Genomic DNA, 18,606 nt, shown 5'->3' with positions numbered 1-18,606 from the left:
TTCTCCTTTTAAAATTGAACTCTTCTCAGTTTTTTCAGCAAGTCGCCAGTCAGCCTGCGTTCATCAAACAGCATGAATAGCGGAGCGCTTTTTTCAAAATCGCCCTTGTGCCTTGAGACAATTTGCAACACTTCTTTATTTGTATATGCGTCTGTTGGATATGCATCGTTATTTGGAACCATGTAAAATTTATCATCACAGCTGTGGGAGCTAAAGTACGAATCTTCATCCAGCAGCAAACCAATTTCCTCGCTGCCTGCTTGGTACGCATGACCCTGCTGGCTGTCACTGACTGAAATCTGCACATCGGTCAGCTCGCTGCCAACGAACATGTCTGTGATCCAATTTTCATCAGCAAGATTCTTCCCGCCAGGATCCTTCACTTCTGCAAAAGAAGCGACAACAGGCACGCCTGGAAGTGTCAAGTAATATTGCGTATACTGGACATCTTTCCACTGCTTATGTTCCTTGAATTCGGTGGTGATCGCCAGACCAGTCCATTTGTTGCCTTCACTGTCCGTCAATTCGACCACTTCGGCATCGCTGTTTTCTTTTAACAAGGAGAAGGTATTGATTCCGTTCGGGACAGTCTTCATTCCGCCGGCCCATGGATTCCACCAGCTTTTTGCCGTCAGCTCTGGATAGGAGTTGGCGAGCCATTCACGGCCATTCACTTTCATTGAATAGATACCTGGATAGAAACCTGGATCTGACTTTAGTGTAATGACACCATTATCGACAATGAAGTTGCCATCTTCCATGCTGGTATTCACGCATCCTGAAGGAGAGATTAGCAACTCTTTGAATCTAGCTGACATTCCGTTGCCTGCGTAAGTGGCTTCAACAATGGACAGCGGCTTCTAGCCTGCAGTTAATAAATTGATAGAATAAGAGGTTTTCTCCATATCAGCGGTAACCGCGTGAAACTCATCTCCCATTGTTATTATTCCATCAAGAAAGCTATTTCGATGAGTTGTTAAAGTGAAAGCCATGTCAGTATCAGGCTGGATGATAAGTTTCTCAGCCTTGAACTTGAAATCGCTAATCGTTTCAGGCTTCTCTCGAGCTTGAACTTGCTCTGCATAGGCGATGAACTCCTCAACATTCTGGAAAGCTCCAAGTGAAAGGGTTATGGTTCCAGATACAGCTTTGGAACCAGGCAACAGCTTTCCAAATTGGTCCTCGATGATGAACTGCCAGCTTTCAGGGCCGGCATTGCTGCCCTCAGACCAAGTCAGTCCGATTGGGACGGAATGTCCTTCGGTAAAATACCAGTTTCCAGTGATTCTCTCAGAGTCCAGCTCACCAATTTCCATGATCCGGTTTTCGGAAAAATGCACAACCTCGCCGTCAAGCGGGAAGTAAACCTGCTCCATCTCATGATAGACGGGCTGACTGAAAGCCACATCAGGATGGACTTTCTCACCTTTATTTTCAACCTGAGCCCAAGTGTGGACGATGCCATCACCGAACAAACGATATGTTTGAGTTAAGTGCAGTCCTTCCATCTCGGCAGATTCCATACATATCTTCATATCAATCGATGAATCATGGATCTCCCAGGTGACCGAGGAAGGCTTTTTCTTGGTGAACTCGAGTGAATATGGTTTTCCAAGCTTCGGTGTCATAAAAGCAAAAGGCTGATTCTTTTTGTTGTTTCTGGCGGCAGACGTCAGCAGGTCCCGCTTTCGGACATTAATCTGACCAAGTCCGTTGAAAATATGCCAGAAATCCGTTGATTCTCCAACGAACTTTTCTCCAAGCCCTTTGAATGCAACCGAGATTTCCTGCTTGAAGAGGAGCTTTTGTTTATCATTTTTTGTTGCTGTAATCGTCAGCTCAGGTTTATAAAATCCATGCTGTTTTACCGTTAAAGGAACAGAAAGCGTCTTTCGTCCCCGGGCAGGAACTTCCACGGTGAAATTTTGCTTTGCTAACACGACCTGCTCATCATCAGGAAAGTGTAATTCATAAACAGCGGTTTCTCTTAAGTTATTGCTGATTTCAACATTAATAGCTGTTTCTTTTTCCAAGAAAGATAGATTGCCAGAGAAGCTGGCTTCTATTTTTGCCGGATTGATTGGGAAGATTCCAAGCTTCAACTCGCATTCAAGCCCATTGATCGAAACTGTCGCTTTAATGCTTGGATGCGTCCGCCAGTTGCTCGGTTCTTCACCTTTTTCTATAGTGAAGGTAGCAGATAGAGTAGTCTCATGATTTACCATTCGTTCCGTGTTGAAATCATACTTTACGCGTCCGTTGTCCGCGCCGGCTGCCTTGAAGGAAAGGGGAGCTTCGCCCTTGTTCACGACCGTAATCTCGAATTCCCGTTCTTCCTCCTGGATGACTTCATGGTCTGCCAATTTCATTTGCAGGATGAACTCGTCTGTTTCAATCAAGCTGATGCCGCGGCTTGTTCGTTCGAATTGCACCCGAGCTGATGTCTCTGCGTTCTGCCAGCTATATTCATAGAAAGTAAAGCCGTTTTCCTTGGTTCCGTCAGGTTTTACTTCTATCAATCTGGTGCTGTCTCCATACCAATCGATTTTTTCAAAGACAGGTTTTAAAAGCGGTGTGTTCACGACCTGCGGAATGAAATTCATCAAGTGGGTCGAGTCATCCCTGTCCTCCCAGAAAAATCCGCACTTTTTATAAAGGGGAACAGCTTTCGTATTCCCGGCCCAGGTGTACAAGTCAAGTCGAGGCCAACCTAGTTCCACCGTTTTTTCAAGCGCCTGAAGCAAGAGCTTCTTGCCAATTTTATAGCCGTGATAATCCGTACGAACGTTGAGAAGGGGGATATATAATGATCCCGTGTCCTCCTTATATTCAGACAATCCACAGTTCCCAACAACTTCCTCACCGTCGAGCGCAAGATAAAGTTCGATGTTGTCAGAGTTCGCTTCCTTCTTTTTTACCTGCTCCTCCGTCATGACACGGGTATCACCACCCCAGCCGTCACGACTCAGATTCCACATTTTGGCGACTCCAGCCGCCAATCCTTCATGATATTTTTCGATTTGAATAACCTTGTTCAATTGTGCCACGTCCATTCTCCTCCCTAACTATGGGCCATCTTCCTTTTTTGTTAAAATAAGCTTCTTTTTAGAATTGTCCATGATACTTAACCTCCTTTGATTTGATGGGAGTTTTTTGCACTCCATATTCATCTTATAGGGAAAATTTAATAGTGTAAAGAAGATTTAGAATTTAATGTTTTTTTGAATTGAACGATGGTTTTCTTTTTTAGTTATAATGAGGAAAAGACAGTGAGAAGGAGCGATAGTGGTGGAGCAAAAAATTAATTGGGACATCCTTCTTTTGGAGGGTAATGAAATTTATATATCGGCGACTGACGAAGGTTTATGCTATGTCGGATCTCCAGAGGAAGACTTCGAAAGCATGGTTAAACGGTATCCTGCTGCTATTTTTGAAAAGAATCCAGAAGCTTTGAAACCATACATCGAAGAATTGACTGAATACCTTGAAGGGAGGATCATCGAATTTTCCATGCCGGTCGATGTAAAAGGGACGCCATTCCAGAAAGCAATCTGGGCTGCACTTAAGGAAATCCCTTATGGGCAAACTTTTACATATTCAGATATAGCAGAAAAAATCGGCAAGCCTGCTGCAGTAAGAGCAGTTGGCACAGCGATTGGGGCAAATCCAGTCTTAATCACCGTCCCTTGCCACAGGGTCATCGGCAAAAACGGAGCGCTTACAGGATATAGAGGCGGGATCGCCATGAAAAAACATTTGTTGGAGTTGGAGAAAACACATTGTAGGAGCTAATGTGCCCGAAAAGGTTAGGGAATGACGATTACAGTAACAAGAAGAGCCAACATGTGCCCGAAAAGAAAGGGAGCCCGTGATTTCGGTAACAAGGAGAGCCAACATGTGCCCGAACCGGAAAGGGATTCACGATTTCGGTAACAAGGAGAGCCAACATGTGCCCGAACCGGAAAGGGATTCACGATTTCGGTAACAAGGAGAGCCAACATGTGGTCGAAAAGAAAGCAAGCCCGCGATTTCGGTAACAAGGAGAGCCAACATGTGCCCGAAAAGGAAGGAAGCCCGCGATTTCGGTAACAAGCAGGGTCAACTTGTGCCCGAAAAGAAAGGAAGCCCGCGATTACGGTAACAAGGAGAGCCAACATGTGCCCGAAAAGAAAGCAAGCCCGCGATTTCGGTAACAAGGAGAGCCAACATGTGCCCGAAAAGGAAGGAAGCTTGCGATTTCGGTAACAAGCAGGGTCAACTTGTGCCCGAAAAGAAAGGGAGCCCGTGATTTCGGTAACAAGGAGAGCCAACATGTGCCCGAACCGGAAAGGGATTCGCGATTTCGGTAACAAGGAGAACCAACATGTGCCCTAAAAGAAAGGGAGCCCGTGATTTCGGTAACAAGAAGAGCCAACATGTGCCGGAAAAGAAAGCAAGCCCGCGATTTCGGTAACAAGAAGAGCCAACAAGTGCCCGAACCGGAAAGGGATTCACGATTTCGGTTACAAGAAGAGCCAACTTGTGCCCGAAAAGGAAGGAAGCCCGTGATTTCGGTAACAAGCAGGGCCAACATGTGCCGGAAAAGAAAGCAAGCCCGCGATTTCGGTAACAAGAAGAGCCAACTTGTGCCCGAAAAGAAAGCAAGCCCGCGATTTCGGTAACAAGCAGGGACAACAATGCTGCGTATGAGTTATACGGGTTTTATCTTGTCATTTAATACTCGAATTGTAAGAATATTGCCATATATCTTTCACACTTTTTCTTCACCTAAAAGCTATAATGAACCCAAATGGACTATTGCACGGTGGTCTGGAATACCAGAGAGCATACTGGGGGCGATCTAATGAAGAGTTTGATTGTTTACTGCTCAACACATGGTACGACAGCAAAAGCGGCACATCTTTTACGAAAGCAGATTGATGGGGAAGTTATTGCGATCAATTTGGATAAGACGAAGCTTTATTCTGATTTGGAGCTGTTTGATTCGGTGATGATCGGCGGATCGATTCATGCCGGCAGCATCCAGGGTAAAATTAAGAAATTCATGAAGGAGCATGAGGACGTGCTGCAAAGGAAAAACCTCAGCCTGTTTCTATGCTGCATGAGGGAAGGGCAGGAAGCACACGCTCAGTTTGAAAATGCATTTCCGCACAACCTGAGGGAAGCGGCAATAGCGAAAGGATTATTCGGAGGTGAATTTATTTTTTCTAAGATGAATTTCTTCGAGAAAATCATTGCGAAAAGCGTCAGTGGATCGACGGAGGAAATCTCCCATCTTGACTTTGAATCGATCTGCGAATTTGCGGCAACTTTTAATAGAAACAATAAATATTTACCTGTCTAAAAATCGCGGGCTCCCTTGGCCTTCGATTTTTTCAATTTTTAATGGTGGAAATTATTGTATAAACAATTTTTTTTTCACAATGACTGTTATGTTCTGGCTGTATAAAAGAAAGCATACATATTTATGGATTCTGCTCGCAATACTGGTAGGTTTTTCGCGGATATGGGCTGGGGTGCATTATCCGGCAGAAATCGCTGTTGGAGCATTGCTTGGATCAGCTTTTGCTTATCTTGGGTTTGTGATGATGCCCAAAGTGAGGTTTGTGAGCAAGAATAATTTGGCAGGCAAGGAAATGTAAAAAATCTCTGATTATGAAACCTTCTCGCCGGGTAAACCGTACATACATAGGGGTAAGCAAGAGTATTTGATTTATACCCGTCAAAACAGTAAAATATATTCTGACAAATTTTTTTTCGGAGAGTGAATTTTTTTGGAAGTTCCCATAGGGTTAGTCATTTTATTAGGTGTTTTAATTCTTTTATCTGCCTTCTTTTCATCGGCAGAAACCGCTTTTTCCAGCGTCAATCGAATCAGGCTGCGGAATTATGTATCCGAAGGCCGCGCTGGAAGCAAGAATGCTTTGTATATTTCTGAAAATTTTGATGATGCGCTTTCTACGATTCTAGTAGGAAACAACATCGTCAATATCGCCGCAGCGAGTATCTCGTCAAAAGTAGCCGTCGACCTGTTCGGTGCCAGCACCGGGCTGATCGTAAGTACATTTGGCATGACGATTCTCATCCTGATTTTCGGTGAGATTTTACCGAAGTCAATGGCTAAGGAAAATGCAGAGGAGTATTCGTTAAAGATTTCTGCCATTTTATTGCTGCTGATTAAAATCCTGACTCCTGTCAACTTCGTGTTCAGTAAGTTGAAGGCGTCCGTATCGAAGATGTTCTCAAAGGGAGAAAATCAGCCATCCGTCACCGAAGAAGAAATCAAGGTGATGGTTGACATCAGTGAAGAAGAGGGAGTCATTAATAATGAGGAAAGGGAGCTCGTGCACCGTTCCCTGGAATTTAACGATGTTCTTGTCGGTGAAGTATTAACGCATCGAATGGATATGATTACAATCGAAGTAAACCAGTCACTCGAGGAGATCAAGCAGATTTTCATTGAGGAACGTTTTTCACGGGTTCCGGTTTATGAAGACAATATAGATAATATCATCGGCTTCTTGTCCGAACGTGAATTTTTTGCGGAAATGATCCAGAATAAAGAAGTAAATGTTCGTGAGATGCTGCGCCAGCCAATGTTCGTCGTGAAATCGATGAAAATCGCTACCCTGCTGCCTGAGCTGCAAAGGACGAAGAGCCATATAGCCATCGTCGTCGATGAATTCGGCGGAACGAGCGGGTTGATTACGCTTGAAGACATACTTGAAGAGCTTGTCGGCGAGATTTGGGATGAGCACGATGAAAAGGTCAATATCATGACGAAGATCGATGAAAGCACGTACGAGTTCGAAGCCCAGTATGACCTGGATGATTTTGCCGAATTGTTCAATGTTCCGATGCCAGAGACATCGTATCATAATCTTGGCGGCTGGATTTTCGAAACATTGGGAAAGCATCCCGGTTAACGGCGATAATTTTGTCTACGAAAACCTGCGGATCATTGTCAAGGAAGTAGAAAATCACCGTATTCGTAATATAAAAGTAGAAATCATGCCCGTTTTAGAGGTTGAGGAGTAAAAAAAAGGTGGGATCAGGCGATTTTAGTGCCTGATCCCACCTATTTGTATGTTTCAGCTTTTAATCATGAGCAAATTCTTGCTGGAAAAATTATTCTCTTAATGAAGAGCGATAATCGCGCGAAGATTATCTGTAATTGCACAGTAAAGTCAGGGAATAGTGCGGAAATGTATGTTAATTGCTCGAAAATACACGTTAATTGCACAATCTTCCACTTACTGTAAAAATCCTAACAACAACTAGCATCACCACCGCAGCAAGCTTCGTTTTTCTCTTCTGTTTTCTGGACTTCTTTGATCTCTACGCTGCAGCAATCAGACTTCGAGTTGCTGCCCATCAGGATTTTGATAAGGTTAGCCATTGATTTCACCTCCTTTAATCAAGAAAATTTGATTTATTAGACAAAGTAGAACACAAATCCAGAGACAGTGGACATCGTAACAACAGAGGCGATAAAGGCAATTACAAGCTGCTTCTTGAAGATTGATTTTAGCAGGATGACTTCAGGCAAGCTGGCACCAGCTGAGCTAATCATCATCGCCATCACGGGGCCAAGGGCCATTCCTTTTAAAATAAGCATTTGCGAAATCGGTATCATGCTCGAAAGTCGGATATATAATGGTATCCCTGCGATTGCAGCGACTGGAATTAGCCACCATGCATCGTGCCCGAACCATTTCGTTATGAACTCCGTTGGAACGAGTCCGTGGATGACTGCGCCAATCGCGGCACCAATCAGCAAGTAAGGGTAGACACTTTTCATCAGCGACCAGGTTTCGTCTAAAGCAAATCTCCAATTGAACTTTTGATTCTTTTCTTCATAGCCAGTCATGATGACGTTCTTTACATAACGCTGGAAACCGAGTCGATCCAGTGTAAAGCCGATGACAATCGAGAATACACTTGTGATGATTGTATAAATGATTGTTACTTTCCAGCCCATCACGACACCCATGATTGTTAAGATTGTTGGGTCGAGCACCGGAGAAGCGAAGAGGAAAACCATGACGATCGAAAACGGGATTTTCTTTTTTAGCATATTAACGACGACTGGAATCGTCGAGCAGGAGCAAAAAGGTGTGATAAACGCAAACAGGATGGCGGCAAAGCTGGCAAGCACTTTATTGCGTCCTGTCAGTTTCTTTTCGATTTTTTCGTAAGGAATGTATCCCTGAAGCAGGCTAATCAAGAAGGATATCCCGATAAAAAGCACGGTCAATTCAAAGGCAATCCATAAAAAGCTTTTTAGAAATTCAATCATCTTCCTCTACCTTCTTCCTTTAGCAATTAGCTGGAACTGCGCAGCATTTAGGCTGCGGATTTTGCGGTCGGGCAGGCGTCGGCGAGCGCTTCTTTTTCGGCTGTTTAAAAAACTTCCATGCGTGTCTGGCTTTCCTTTCCACTTCCAGCTGTTTCAATTGTGCCAACACTTGATAATCATGATAAAACATGTATATCCTCTCCTTAATCAAAATATGTTGATTTATTAATCAAAAAAAATTGATTTAATGATTGAAAAAAGAGACCTTGCTGGATCTGCTCTTTTACAATGGTTATTAGATTATGCAATCAATAATTAATCGTAGAAATCAAAAAGCCGATTTTTACTCTTGGTAGCAAAATCTAAACGTATTCGAAAAGAGCTTAACAACCATTGCTAGGTCGGAAAAGGCAGCAAAGCTCTGGAGACAAGAGGTGGTTGATTTCTTCGGTGTTTACTGTGTAGTAGCTCCAGGTTCCCTTTGTTTCTTTTTGAATCAGATTGGCTTCAAGCAAAATTTTCAAATGATACGATAATTTTGATTGAGGCATGTCAATCCGTTCACTTAGATCGCAAACGCAGCTGGAGTCTTGCTGGCAAAGAAGATTGAGGATGTGCAGGCGTTTTTGGTCGGCAAGGGCTTTGAATTTCTTTTCGTATTTTTCAAAAGTGCTTTGAAGCGGTGGTTCCTTAATGGCTTTGGAGTCATTGGTCAGGTCTGTTAAAGGAATGAATTTTTCCACTTTCAGCGCTCCTTAATCAAAAGTTCTTGATATACTGTATTATATTTCCTCCGGAACCATTTTGCAACTGCTAAATCAATTTTTTTTGATTTAAAAGAATAACGCAGATTAATGGAATATTAAAAGAATGTACATTTCCTAAATCACTCTTGAACATATAAGCAAATCATTATATGATAATACGGTAATTGGAGGTGGAGAGTCATTGATTAAGCAAAGTATTGAGATGGATCAGGCTGCTGGGGTGTTAAAGCTGCTTGGTGACAAGACCCGTTTGACGATGATGAGGATTCTCGCTGATCACGATTGCTGTGTCTGTGAGTTTGTAGCCATGTTCGATGCCAGCCAGCCGGCGATCAGCCAGCATATCCGCAAGCTGAAGGACGCAGGTTTGGTAAAAGAAAGCAGGAGGGGCCAGTGGATTTTTTACTCGCTGAACCAGCAATTTGAGCATTTCGAATTTGTTCAACTGCTCTTGGATGCACTTCCAAGCCAGGAAGAGAAATTAACAGAACTTGAGAAGCAGGGAAAACGAATTTCCTGTAATTAACGGAGGTGTGTGGATTTGTCATTACCGATTATAGCTTCATTAATTTTCCTCGTGACGCTGACATTGGTCATCTGGCAGCCTAAGGGTCTGGGAATTGGCTGGTCAGCAGTAGGGGGAGCAATACTAGCGTTAATCTTTGGTGTTGTAGACTTCCAGGACGTAATTGATGTTACCGGAATCGTCTGGAACGCAACACTCGCATTTATTGCCATTATTATCATTTCACTCATTTTAGATGAGATTGGATTTTTCGAATGGTCTGCCTTACATATGGCGAGGGCAGCAAAGGGTAACGGAGTCAAGATGTTCGTGTACGTCACCCTGCTTGGTGCAGCTGTTGCTGCATTGTTCGCGAACGACGGCGCTGCACTGATTTTGACGCCGATTGTTCTGGCGATGGTGCGCAACCTGAAATTTGAAGAAAAAATGGTGTTTCCATTTATCATGGCGAGCGGATTCATTGCCGATACGACTTCATTGCCGCTCGTTGTCAGCAACCTGGTGAATATCGTTTCTGCTGACTTCTTTGATATTGGATTCGTTGAATATGCATCCCGCATGATCGTGCCGAACTTCTTCTCATTGGGTGCCAGTATTTTGGTCCTGTATTTATTTTTCAAAAAGAGCATCCCGAAAAATTATGAGATGTCCAATCTGAAAAAGCCGGCTGAAGCAATCAAGGATATGAAGATGTTCCGGTTATCATGGATTGTCTTGGGAGTCTTGCTTGTCGGATACTTTGCAAGTGAATTCCTGAACATCCCGGTATCGTTCATTGCTGGGATAGTAGCTATCTTTTTCTTGATGATGGCAAGAAGAAGTCCTGCTGTCCATACGTCGACCGTCGTCAAAGGTGCACCATGGGCGATTGTGTTCTTCTCGATTGGTATGTATGTCGTGGTTTACGGACTGCGTAATGCTGGATTGACGAATATCCTGGCCGATGTCATTCAGGCAGCAGCTGATCAGGGTTTGTTTGTAGCAACGATCGGTATGGGCTTCATCGCGGCGATCTTATCGTCAGTTATGAATAATATGCCAACCGTCATGATTGATGCGCTGGCGATTGCGGATACTAACACAACAGGTGTCGTTCGCGAAGCGCTGATTTATGCGAATGTCATCGGATCCGACCTAGGTCCGAAAATCACCCCAATCGGTTCACTGGCAACATTGCTGTGGCTGCACGTCCTTTCACAGAAAGGTGTCAAGATTTCATGGGGCACTTATTTTAAAACCGGAATTATTTTAACCATTCCTACTCTGTTCATCACTTTGGTAGGTCTATATATTTGGTTACTCATTATTTAAACAAGGGAGCGAAACTACTATGTCAAAAAAAACAATCTACTTCTTATGTACTGGAAACTCTTGCAGAAGCCAAATGGCTGAAGGCTGGGCAAAAAAATACCTGGGTGATGAGTGGGAAGTGAAGAGTGCGGGTCTTGAAGCGCATGGACTGAACCCGAAGGCTGTTAAGGCAATGAATGAAGTTGGAATCGATATCACTGGACACACATCTGATGTCATCGATCCGGAAATCCTGAACAATTCAGAACTGGTTGTCACACTTTGCGGACATGCAGATGAGCACTGCCCGGTGACGCCTCCACATGTGAAACGTGAACATTGGGGCTTTGATGATCCAGCGAAAGCGGAAGGAACAGACGAAGAAAAATGGGACGTGTTCCAGCGCGTCCGCGACCAGATCAGTGACCGAATCAAGACGTTTGCTGAGACAGGGAAATAAGGCTGTTTTCGACCGATTAAGACGTTTGCTGAGACAGGAAAATAAGGCTGTTTTCGACCGATTAAGACGTTTGCTAAGACAGGAAAATAAGGCTGTTTTCGACCGATTAAGACGTTTGCTAAGACAGGAAAATAAGGCTATTTTCGACCGGTTAAGATGATTGCTGAGACAGGGAAATAAGGCTGTTTTCGACCGATTAAGACGTTTGCTAAGACAGGAAAATAAGGCTATTTTCGACCGATTAAGACGTTTGCTGAGACAAGAAAGTAAATCACTTTTCGCAAACTATGTGCTATTCCAACATAAAAACATGACCGCCAAGGGGAAACTCTTGGCCTTTTTAAAAGGAGGAGTTATGCATGAGCAAGAACTACCAGGCATTAATCCCAGGCAGGATTTTTATCGGCGCTGCAGATGCCATTCCTGATCTGCTTGAAAATGAAAAAATCGATATGGTATATGACCTTCGCGCCGAAAATAAGGAAGGTGAGTATGAGTATCCACGCACACACCTGCCAATGTATGATGACGACTCCCAGCAGGATGAGTCGGTAAAAAAAGCACTGGACGAGGTATCAGCTGCATACGAGTCAGGGAAAAACATTTACTTCCACTGTTCAACGGGCAGAACCAGAACAGGCACACTTGCCGCAGGGACTTTGCTGAAACTCGGCAAAGCTGAAAGTGTTGAAGAAGCGAAGGTAAAAGCAAGAGATGTTCGTGAAGTGTTGAACCTTGACTCTAAACTTATCACATCTCTAGAAAGAATCTTCCCCGGGAAAAAATGAAGATAACTGACAAAGCACGCGAACGTATATTGAAACTGTTGGAAGAAGAGCAGATTCCAGGTATACGTCTATATTTTGCCGGGATCAGTTGAAGGAGCTCCAAGATTGGACTGGCTCTGGATGAACCGGATGAAGATGACGAGATCATGCTCGTCGATGGTATCAAGGTCGCTGTTGACCCATCGATTGAATACGAAGTAAATAGTGTGACGATCGACTTTAACGACGTTGTTTTTCTTTTAACAAGAAGCAATAGAGATTCCTGTTAAGCAGCTGCTGAATTTAGTGGCTGTTTTTCTATATCAACTTAAATAAATTTGACTCTGTGGTGCGCTACATAGTTTAAGATGGTTGTATAAGGGGGCCGCAATGTACAAGGTAAGCGAATTTTCCAAAATGACGGGGCTCAGCAAGGAGACGCTCAGGTATTATGCGGAGATCAAACTGCTCGAGCCAGTATTCATCGACCCGATTAATAAGTACCGCTATTACGACAACGGATCCTATTTGGTGGCAAGATTATTGGTGCATCTGAGACGGTTTAATTTTACGATCCAGGAAATGTTGACCGTTGTGAACGATGAATCGTTTGAAAATCTTGAACAAATAGTATGGAAAAAGAGACAGGGACTAGTCTATCAGGTGCAGGAACTGAATGAACTCATTGAAGAAATGGATGATTTCTTCGAATTTGGGATGGAGGACGCAGAAGATGATTAAATGGTACGAAGAGCGGATCATTCCGGTCAATATCGAGACAATCTGGACATTATTTCAGCTGGAGAATATCCAGAGAATCATGCCAAATGTGGTAGAGAACAAGGTGATCGAAAAGAAAGAAGGAGTCGTCGGCTCGAAGTACGAGCAGAAATATAAAGAAGGTAAGCGAATCGAAACGTATATCGTTGAAGACCTCGAGTACGAAAACACTCCTGATAAAAAACACAATAAAATCGGATTCACACTGGCCAAAGCATTTCAGGTTGAAGCGGCGTTCACGCTGGTCAAGGTCGGGGAGGATGAAACCAGGTTTATTTATCAAGGGCAGAATACTGGGCTGAACTTCCTGGGCAAAACCTTGTTAAAGCTAGGTGGCGAGAAAAACAACAAAAAGGTCGTTACAGATTTTATGGATACAGTGGTAGAAGAAGCTTTGAAAGAAGCGAAGAAATGAATAGAAGGCTGCCATTAATAAGAAGGCAGCCTTACTTTTATGTAATATGTTTGAATTCTACAGGTGAAGACAAGTTGATCAAAGTTGAAGGATGTCCATATGCCATTGATTCATCGATGAACTCCTCAAGGTTTTCCACTGAACCTGCAAGGATTTTTACTAGGTAACTATATTGCCCAGCTAGTCTGTGGCATTCAACGACCATTGGATGCTCGATGCAGAATTCGCGGAACTCCTTACAGCGCTTGGAATCGAACAGGATAAAAGCCAGTACTTGCTTGTTCACTTTTTTGGGATTGAGAATCGCACGATATCCAAGAATCGTTCCATTTTCCTCGAGTCGTTTTACTCGCTCCTTCACCGCAGGGACGGATAACCCCACTCGCCTGCCTAGTTCAGTCATTGAAATCCTGCCGTCTTCCTGAAGATGGTGCAAAATATTTTTATCCACCTGGTCCATAATGACACCCCGTTTAATGTTTTTTAGCAAGATACTTACTGATTAGAAACCTGATTAATGTTTTTAAGGAAAGATGGCTTAAATGCAATAAATTTTAAAGGACATCAACTTAAATAACGTAGAAACTTTATGTAAATTATATCCTTTTATCATTAAAATTACCTTATAAATGATAAGGGGGGATGATGGATATGAGATTAACGAAAAAGGATCCGCTGATAGTTATTGATGTACAGAAGGCTTTTTTTAACCCGGCCTGGGGGAACAGGAACAATCTCAATGCGGAAGAAAACATTGATAAATTGATTCGGCATTGGCGGGAAATGGGGCGGCCGATTATCTTCGTGCAGCATATCTCTGAAAGTAAGAATTCCTTCTTTTTTTTGTGAAAAGATAGAAGACATTGAGTTCATGGACTTTATCCAGCCGCTGGAGGAGGAAATTGTAATCACTAAATCTGTGAACAGTGCTTTTATCGGGACTGATTTGCATCAAATCCTCGTGAATATGAAAAGTGAGCATATTGTGATTACGGGATTGACGACGAACCACTGTGTTGAAACGACAACACGCATGGCTGGAAATTACGGGTTTAATCCGGTTCTCATTACCGATGCAACAGCAACATTTGACCGGAAAGGGATAAATGGAGAAGTCTACGAAGCAGAATTGATCCATGCAATGACGATGGTCAACCTGAACGGGGAATTTGCGAAAATTATCGATACCGAATCTCTTTTAAATGAGGGTATTCTTGTAAAATGAAGAATCTTTGTACTTAAGTGGAAGTAATTTAGCGGAAATTTGTTAATATCATCAGATTCTTTATTTTATTGGCGAAAAATAAAATAATTCAACCACATTTTCGATTATTTCGACCACATTTTGATTTATTTCGACCAAGTCGGTCTTGCCATTAAAAAAGCCCGGGCACTGCCGCCCGGGCTTCCACTTCCTCACCACAAATTCGGCTTCACGACCATGAACCACAACATCGACATCAATAAAATGATGTAAGTCCAGATGGTGCGCTTCAATTTTGCGGAGAGTTCTATTTTATTCGCGCCTTCTTCGGCAAACTTACGAAGCGTTGGCGAAAATGCCCTTGCGAGGAAAAAGAGGGAAGCAAACAGCAGCGCCAGAGTCCCGACAATCCACGGCGTTTTCCATGTCCATGGACCGAGGATGACGAGCAGCACTCCTGTTCCAATCAGTACGTGGCCGGCGTGCTTTGACAGCCGCACGACTGACTTCAGCAAAGTCAAATAGGCATCCAGTTCTCTCCCCACTGCATCAGGCAGTTTTTTTACAATTGGCATCAAAATGAAGAATGGGACAATTGAAGCAATCACGCTTGCAACGTGAAGATAAATGATGATTCGGTAAAATAAATCCATTTCTTATTCTTCGACAGGGCTGAATTCATGCACCCATACGCGCATTTGCGGAAGCCAAGGCATTCCAGGGTGATACGATAGAATTGACTGCTTGTACTCCTCGATCGTTTCAAAGCCTTCACGGCGGGCATCCCCATCTGTCAACTCTCCAAGTGATTGGGAATAAACATGGTCCACGACGAATTTCTTTCCTTTTAACTCCATCACTTCGCCCACATCAGCATAACGGCCGTTGCGGCGAGTCGCGGTTTTCTTGCCTTCCAGTACCTTATTGACGTCGTCTTCCATTGTTACGAGACGCTCGATTTCACATGTTTTTGGCGGTAAAGCATTATTCTGTTCAGTCATTGAAAAAACTCCCTTCGTTTTGCTCCTATATAGTACCATACTTGGAAAAAAGAAAGCTAAGCCGTTCACTGTGAAAATAGTGTTTTGAAAACTTTTTTACAAAAATAATGATAAGGAGTGTAACATTTTATATAGATCATCGTTTTAGTTATGAGATTTTAAAAATGAGGGGCAGTAGTATGAATGACGGCAGAAGGAATGAACTCGACAATTTATATAGAAGGTACACGAAGCCCCTTTATTATTTTCTGTTGAAGCTTTCGGGCTCGCATCAGCTGGCCGAGGATTTGGTGCAGGAAACATTTGTCCGCGCAACGATTTCGCTTTCTTTTTACGAGAATGAGGATGTGAGGGCCCTGGCTTTTCAAGGTGGCCCGCGCAATGCCTATCTGGATGAATGGCGGAGGAGACAGCGGAGGAAGTGGGTCCCGTTTGCGGATTACTTGTTTGCAAAAGATGAGATGGCGAGTCCTTACGGGCTTCCGGAGGATGAAGCGATACAGGCAGAAACATCCGACGACCTGGAGCAGCTAATGACCTATTTGCCGGAGCAGTACCGGTCGATTCTCTATTTGCGCGAGGTCGAGATGTTCAGTTATCAGGAAATACAGGAAGCGCTCGACCTGACCGAGAACCAGGTGAAAGTGACATTACATAGGGCCTTGGCCCGGAAAAAGCTTGCGCAAATTGCGGAAAAACAAGGATGGAAGGACGATGAACATGGAATGGACTAAGGATAAAGAAAAGAAAATCCTATTAAAATACCGATTTACACTGACATTGAAGGTGATCAGGGTCATTCTTGCCACGCTGTTTTTCTTCTGGCTGTATATGTTGATTGTTACGATCAGTTATGACGCCTTGGGGCTTGACAAGAAACATATTTTTTACAGCAGGGTCGCGATGGACTGGACGCAGCCGAATATGCATGAGGACTTCGGCAGCATCGACTCAGCCGAAATCACACCTTTTTTTACACAAAAAATTTCTTATCCAGTCTACAAGATGATTGGGAAGGAACAGGAACTTGTCGGTACCAAAAAATTGGTCAAAGGAATCTTTCCAAAGAATGATACAGAATACCTCAAACCAAGAACTGAAAGGGAACACAATTTTTACCTGCCAGAACATCCGAAGACCGGAAACCAACTTGAAGCGAATGGGAGACCAGGAGTTTGGACGAAGCTGGATAAGGTTCACGAAGGCACGGTTGCCGAGCTATCCTTCTCGACAAAATCGTATATGACACCTGAGGAGATGCTGGAGTTTTTGAAGCCATATGATCTCGATGTGTTATGGATGCCGTTGTATACCGGTGAGCTGAAGGAGTTTGAAACAGGCTGGAGCGGCGGCGGTAATTCAATGTCTGTCAATCCATTTGGTTTCACGGGCGGGCGCGAAACTGGTGATGACTATAATTCCCAGAGCAAATACGGCCTTGAGGAAAAATTCACTGATTTAAACAAGAAATTGATGTTGCGGCAAATGAAAAATCTGCTCGAAAATGAATCAACCAGCTACCGGGAGAATTTCCTCAGACTCTACCATCTTGAAGAACGCTACGATTACCTGATGAAAGAAGGATTCCAGGTCTACGGTGCTGTCGTGACCGGTCCAGTAAAAGAATTGCTGAAGCTGAAAGAGAACGAGCAAATCCAGGGTGCCAACCTCGGGGATATGTCGTACTGGAACTGGTCTGAAGAATAAAGAATATCAGCATAAAATTTCATGAAGAAGCAGGGTCTTTTCTGGGACTTTTGCTTCTTCTTTTGCTATTGGAAATATACTAAAATAGAGTTTTCTAGTACAATGGAAGTATAGGGTGGGCCGCTGTTTCATGCAGTAATTGTCGCCTTTCCGTAGCTATTTATTTCAAATTCAAAATAATTACTTTCGAGGAAAGATCTTAAGCCTAAAGAGCTGCTGGACTAGGCAACGTTCTTACATAATAAGAAACGTTGCCAATTGAATGGCGGCTGGGGAGATGAGAACAGTGTTTCATAACTTTGAAACGATTGAGGAACTTAAACGAAGCGTATATATGTGGCTGCTCCCGATCATTACGGTTGCCCTGATCATCAATAGCTCTTTAAATGATAACAGCCTGTTCGATATAGTCGTTAATACAACACTGATTATCTGGTTTTCCATCAGCTGGGTTATAGCCTACACAAACAGTGGAATCCGACTAGCGGAATATGTCACTCTTTCTCTGGTGAGTATGTATCATGTCTCCACGATGTTTGATGTCGTTTCCAATGATCTCGCGGAACAAGGAGGTTCTTTGGGGGACTTCATTGTCTGGATGCCTCTCATCATCATGTTTTTCTTTTTGGTGCTTGGCACTAAAAGAGGACTGTACTATTCAATTTTCATATTCACCGTAACATTGGCAATCGGTGTGATATACAGCAGGCAGTTGACCTCTGAATCAATCGATTCACTCACGCAGTTCCATGCGGCGAATATCGTCTATATTCTGGTTCTTTATTACGCGCAAAATATGTTCCGCGCTTTTACAGAAAGAGATTTGCTCAAAAAGTACGCCTATCTCGACTCGCTGACCCGAGTGGTCAATCGGCACCAGATTGATGTCTGGCTTGAGGAAAGGCTCGATTCTGCGGAAAATGAAGGCAAACCGTTTTCCATCATCTTTTTCGATATTGATCATTTTAAAAAGGTCAATGATGTGTTTGGCCACAAGATCGGCGACTGTGTTCTGAAAGAGCTGTCTGCCATCATTTCCGGAAATCTACGTGACGGTGACCAGTTCGGACGCTGGGGCGGGGAGGAATTCATACTGATCACCAATAGTACCGGTGGACAAGCCTATGAAAAAGCAGAGCGTTTCCGGAAACTCGTCGAGAGCCACTGCTTTAAAGGAGCTGGCAGTTTGACAGCGAGCTTCGGGGTCACGGATTACCAGGCCGGAGACAATATTGATTCGTTGCTGAACCGTGCAGATGAAGGTTTGTACGTTTCGAAAAACTCTGGCAGGAATAAAGTCAGTGTGAAATAACCATCCTGATTGGTCGGGGTGGTTTTTACATTTCCATTAAATTATGCTTAAACTATATATATAATGTGGTAAGATAAC

General features: G+C 43.4%; 22 protein-coding genes and 2 pseudogenes. 15 read left to right on the top strand and 9 right to left on the bottom strand.

Features of this window, described 5'->3' with window-relative positions:
- Positions 1 to 8: 8 nt before the first annotated feature.
- Positions 9 to 818, bottom strand: a complete 810-nt coding sequence (locus tag LC048_RS18440; RefSeq protein WP_306048390.1) for a hypothetical protein — start codon at positions 816 to 818, stop codon at positions 9 to 11.
- Between the two features lie 42 nt (positions 819 to 860).
- A complete protein-coding gene (locus LC048_RS18435) occupies positions 861 to 3,047 on the bottom strand; it encodes a GNAT family N-acetyltransferase (RefSeq protein ID WP_306048389.1) in 2,187 nt (728 codons plus the stop codon).
- A gap of 241 nt (positions 3,048 to 3,288) precedes the next feature.
- Between LC048_RS18435 and LC048_RS18430 the strand changes: the two genes are divergently transcribed.
- The 4 genes and pseudogenes from LC048_RS18430 (at position 3,289) to LC048_RS18420 (ending at position 7,038) form a co-directional block, all read left to right on the top strand.
- On the top strand, positions 3,289 to 3,792 hold the full coding sequence (locus tag LC048_RS18430; protein ID WP_226602424.1) for a methylated-DNA--[protein]-cysteine S-methyltransferase: 504 nt from the start codon (positions 3,289 to 3,291) through the stop codon (positions 3,790 to 3,792).
- A 1,051-nt stretch (positions 3,793 to 4,843) separates the two neighbouring features.
- A complete protein-coding gene (locus tag LC048_RS18425) occupies positions 4,844 to 5,344 on the top strand; it encodes a flavodoxin domain-containing protein (RefSeq protein ID WP_306048387.1) in 501 nt (166 codons plus the stop codon).
- Positions 5,250 to 5,642 (top strand): phosphatase PAP2 family protein, encoded by a 393-nt coding sequence (locus LC048_RS25165; protein ID WP_226602429.1) that lies wholly within the window; start codon positions 5,250 to 5,252, stop codon positions 5,640 to 5,642. Before LC048_RS18425 ends, LC048_RS25165 begins: the two co-directional genes overlap by 95 nt.
- 132 nt (positions 5,643 to 5,774) lie before the next feature.
- Positions 5,775 to 7,038, top strand: a pseudogene (locus LC048_RS18420) (hemolysin family protein).
- Between the two features lie 229 nt (positions 7,039 to 7,267).
- Here LC048_RS18420 and LC048_RS18415 read toward each other — a convergent pair.
- From LC048_RS18415 to LC048_RS18400, 4 genes are all read right to left on the bottom strand, one after another.
- Positions 7,268 to 7,399: a hypothetical protein gene (locus tag LC048_RS18415; RefSeq protein WP_264188436.1), complete on the bottom strand. Its 132-nt coding sequence runs from the start codon at positions 7,397 to 7,399 to the stop codon at positions 7,268 to 7,270.
- A 36-nt stretch (positions 7,400 to 7,435) separates the two neighbouring features.
- Positions 7,436 to 8,299 (bottom strand): permease, encoded by an 864-nt coding sequence (locus LC048_RS18410; protein ID WP_226602431.1) that lies wholly within the window; start codon positions 8,297 to 8,299, stop codon positions 7,436 to 7,438.
- Positions 8,300 to 8,318: 19 nt separating this feature from the next.
- On the bottom strand, positions 8,319 to 8,489 hold the full coding sequence (locus LC048_RS18405; protein WP_226602432.1) for a hypothetical protein: 171 nt from the start codon (positions 8,487 to 8,489) through the stop codon (positions 8,319 to 8,321).
- Between the two features lie 193 nt (positions 8,490 to 8,682).
- Positions 8,683 to 8,994 carry an ArsR/SmtB family transcription factor gene (locus LC048_RS18400; RefSeq protein ID WP_226602861.1) on the bottom strand — a complete coding sequence of 104 codons (312 nt, stop codon included), beginning with the start codon at positions 8,992 to 8,994 and terminating at the stop codon, positions 8,683 to 8,685.
- A gap of 253 nt (positions 8,995 to 9,247) precedes the next feature.
- Between LC048_RS18400 and LC048_RS18395 the strand changes: the two genes are divergently transcribed.
- The 7 genes from LC048_RS18395 (at position 9,248) to LC048_RS18365 (ending at position 13,304) form a co-directional block, all read left to right on the top strand.
- Positions 9,248 to 9,592, top strand: coding sequence for an ArsR/SmtB family transcription factor (locus LC048_RS18395; protein ID WP_226602434.1), 345 nt, complete (start codon positions 9,248 to 9,250; stop codon positions 9,590 to 9,592).
- Between the two features lie 15 nt (positions 9,593 to 9,607).
- Complete coding sequence (locus tag LC048_RS18390) at positions 9,608 to 10,903, top strand: arsenic transporter (protein ID WP_226602436.1); 1,296 nt, start codon at positions 9,608 to 9,610, stop codon at positions 10,901 to 10,903.
- A gap of 19 nt (positions 10,904 to 10,922) precedes the next feature.
- Complete coding sequence (gene arsC, locus LC048_RS18385) at positions 10,923 to 11,342, top strand: arsenate reductase (thioredoxin) (protein WP_306048385.1); 420 nt, start codon at positions 10,923 to 10,925, stop codon at positions 11,340 to 11,342.
- Between the two features lie 359 nt (positions 11,343 to 11,701).
- Entirely contained in the window at positions 11,702 to 12,130 is a 429-nt protein-coding gene (locus tag LC048_RS18380; protein ID WP_226602441.1) for a protein-tyrosine phosphatase family protein, read from the top strand.
- Positions 12,131 to 12,276: 146 nt separating this feature from the next.
- Positions 12,277 to 12,399, top strand: a complete 123-nt coding sequence (locus LC048_RS18375) for a hypothetical protein (RefSeq protein WP_264188437.1) — start codon at positions 12,277 to 12,279, stop codon at positions 12,397 to 12,399.
- 100 nt (positions 12,400 to 12,499) lie between these two features.
- Positions 12,500 to 12,850, top strand: coding sequence for a MerR family transcriptional regulator (locus LC048_RS18370; RefSeq protein WP_226602443.1), 351 nt, complete (start codon positions 12,500 to 12,502; stop codon positions 12,848 to 12,850).
- Entirely contained in the window at positions 12,843 to 13,304 is a 462-nt protein-coding gene (locus LC048_RS18365; protein ID WP_226602444.1) for an SRPBCC family protein, read from the top strand. The genes LC048_RS18370 and LC048_RS18365 overlap by 8 nt, the downstream gene beginning before the upstream one ends.
- A gap of 37 nt (positions 13,305 to 13,341) precedes the next feature.
- Here LC048_RS18365 and LC048_RS18360 read toward each other — a convergent pair whose 3' ends face one another.
- On the bottom strand, positions 13,342 to 13,764 hold the full coding sequence (locus LC048_RS18360; protein ID WP_226602446.1) for an Lrp/AsnC family transcriptional regulator: 423 nt from the start codon (positions 13,762 to 13,764) through the stop codon (positions 13,342 to 13,344).
- A gap of 191 nt (positions 13,765 to 13,955) precedes the next feature.
- On the opposite strand from LC048_RS18360, the pseudogene LC048_RS18355 reads away from it, so the two are divergent.
- Positions 13,956 to 14,529: pseudogene (locus LC048_RS18355) on the top strand (cysteine hydrolase family protein).
- Positions 14,530 to 14,720: 191 nt separating this feature from the next.
- Here the strand turns inward: LC048_RS18355 and LC048_RS18350 are convergent.
- Entirely contained in the window at positions 14,721 to 15,161 is a 441-nt protein-coding gene (locus LC048_RS18350) for a hypothetical protein (protein ID WP_306048380.1), read from the bottom strand.
- A 3-nt stretch (positions 15,162 to 15,164) separates the two neighbouring features.
- A complete protein-coding gene (locus LC048_RS18345; RefSeq protein WP_226602452.1) occupies positions 15,165 to 15,509 on the bottom strand; it encodes an ASCH domain-containing protein in 345 nt (114 codons plus the stop codon).
- Positions 15,510 to 15,688: 179 nt separating this feature from the next.
- On the opposite strand from LC048_RS18345, the gene LC048_RS18340 reads away from it, so the two are divergent.
- The 3 genes from LC048_RS18340 (at position 15,689) to LC048_RS18330 (ending at position 18,528) form a co-directional block, all read left to right on the top strand.
- Complete coding sequence (locus tag LC048_RS18340; protein ID WP_306048378.1) at positions 15,689 to 16,243, top strand: sigma-70 family RNA polymerase sigma factor; 555 nt, start codon at positions 15,689 to 15,691, stop codon at positions 16,241 to 16,243.
- Positions 16,224 to 17,216, top strand: a complete 993-nt coding sequence (locus tag LC048_RS18335; RefSeq protein ID WP_226602455.1) for an anti-sigma factor — start codon at positions 16,224 to 16,226, stop codon at positions 17,214 to 17,216. The genes LC048_RS18340 and LC048_RS18335 overlap by 20 nt, the downstream gene beginning before the upstream one ends.
- 286 nt (positions 17,217 to 17,502) lie before the next feature.
- A complete protein-coding gene (locus tag LC048_RS18330) occupies positions 17,503 to 18,528 on the top strand; it encodes a GGDEF domain-containing protein (RefSeq protein ID WP_306048376.1) in 1,026 nt (341 codons plus the stop codon).
- The last annotated feature ends 78 nt before the right edge of the window (positions 18,529 to 18,606 follow it).

This window comes from Mesobacillus subterraneus (genome assembly GCF_020524355.2).
Taxonomy (GTDB): Bacteria; Bacillota; Bacilli; order Bacillales; family Cytobacillaceae; genus Mesobacillus; species Mesobacillus subterraneus_C.
The sequence above is the reverse complement of the archived record's forward strand: the minus strand, read 5'-3'. Positions and strand labels throughout refer to the sequence as shown.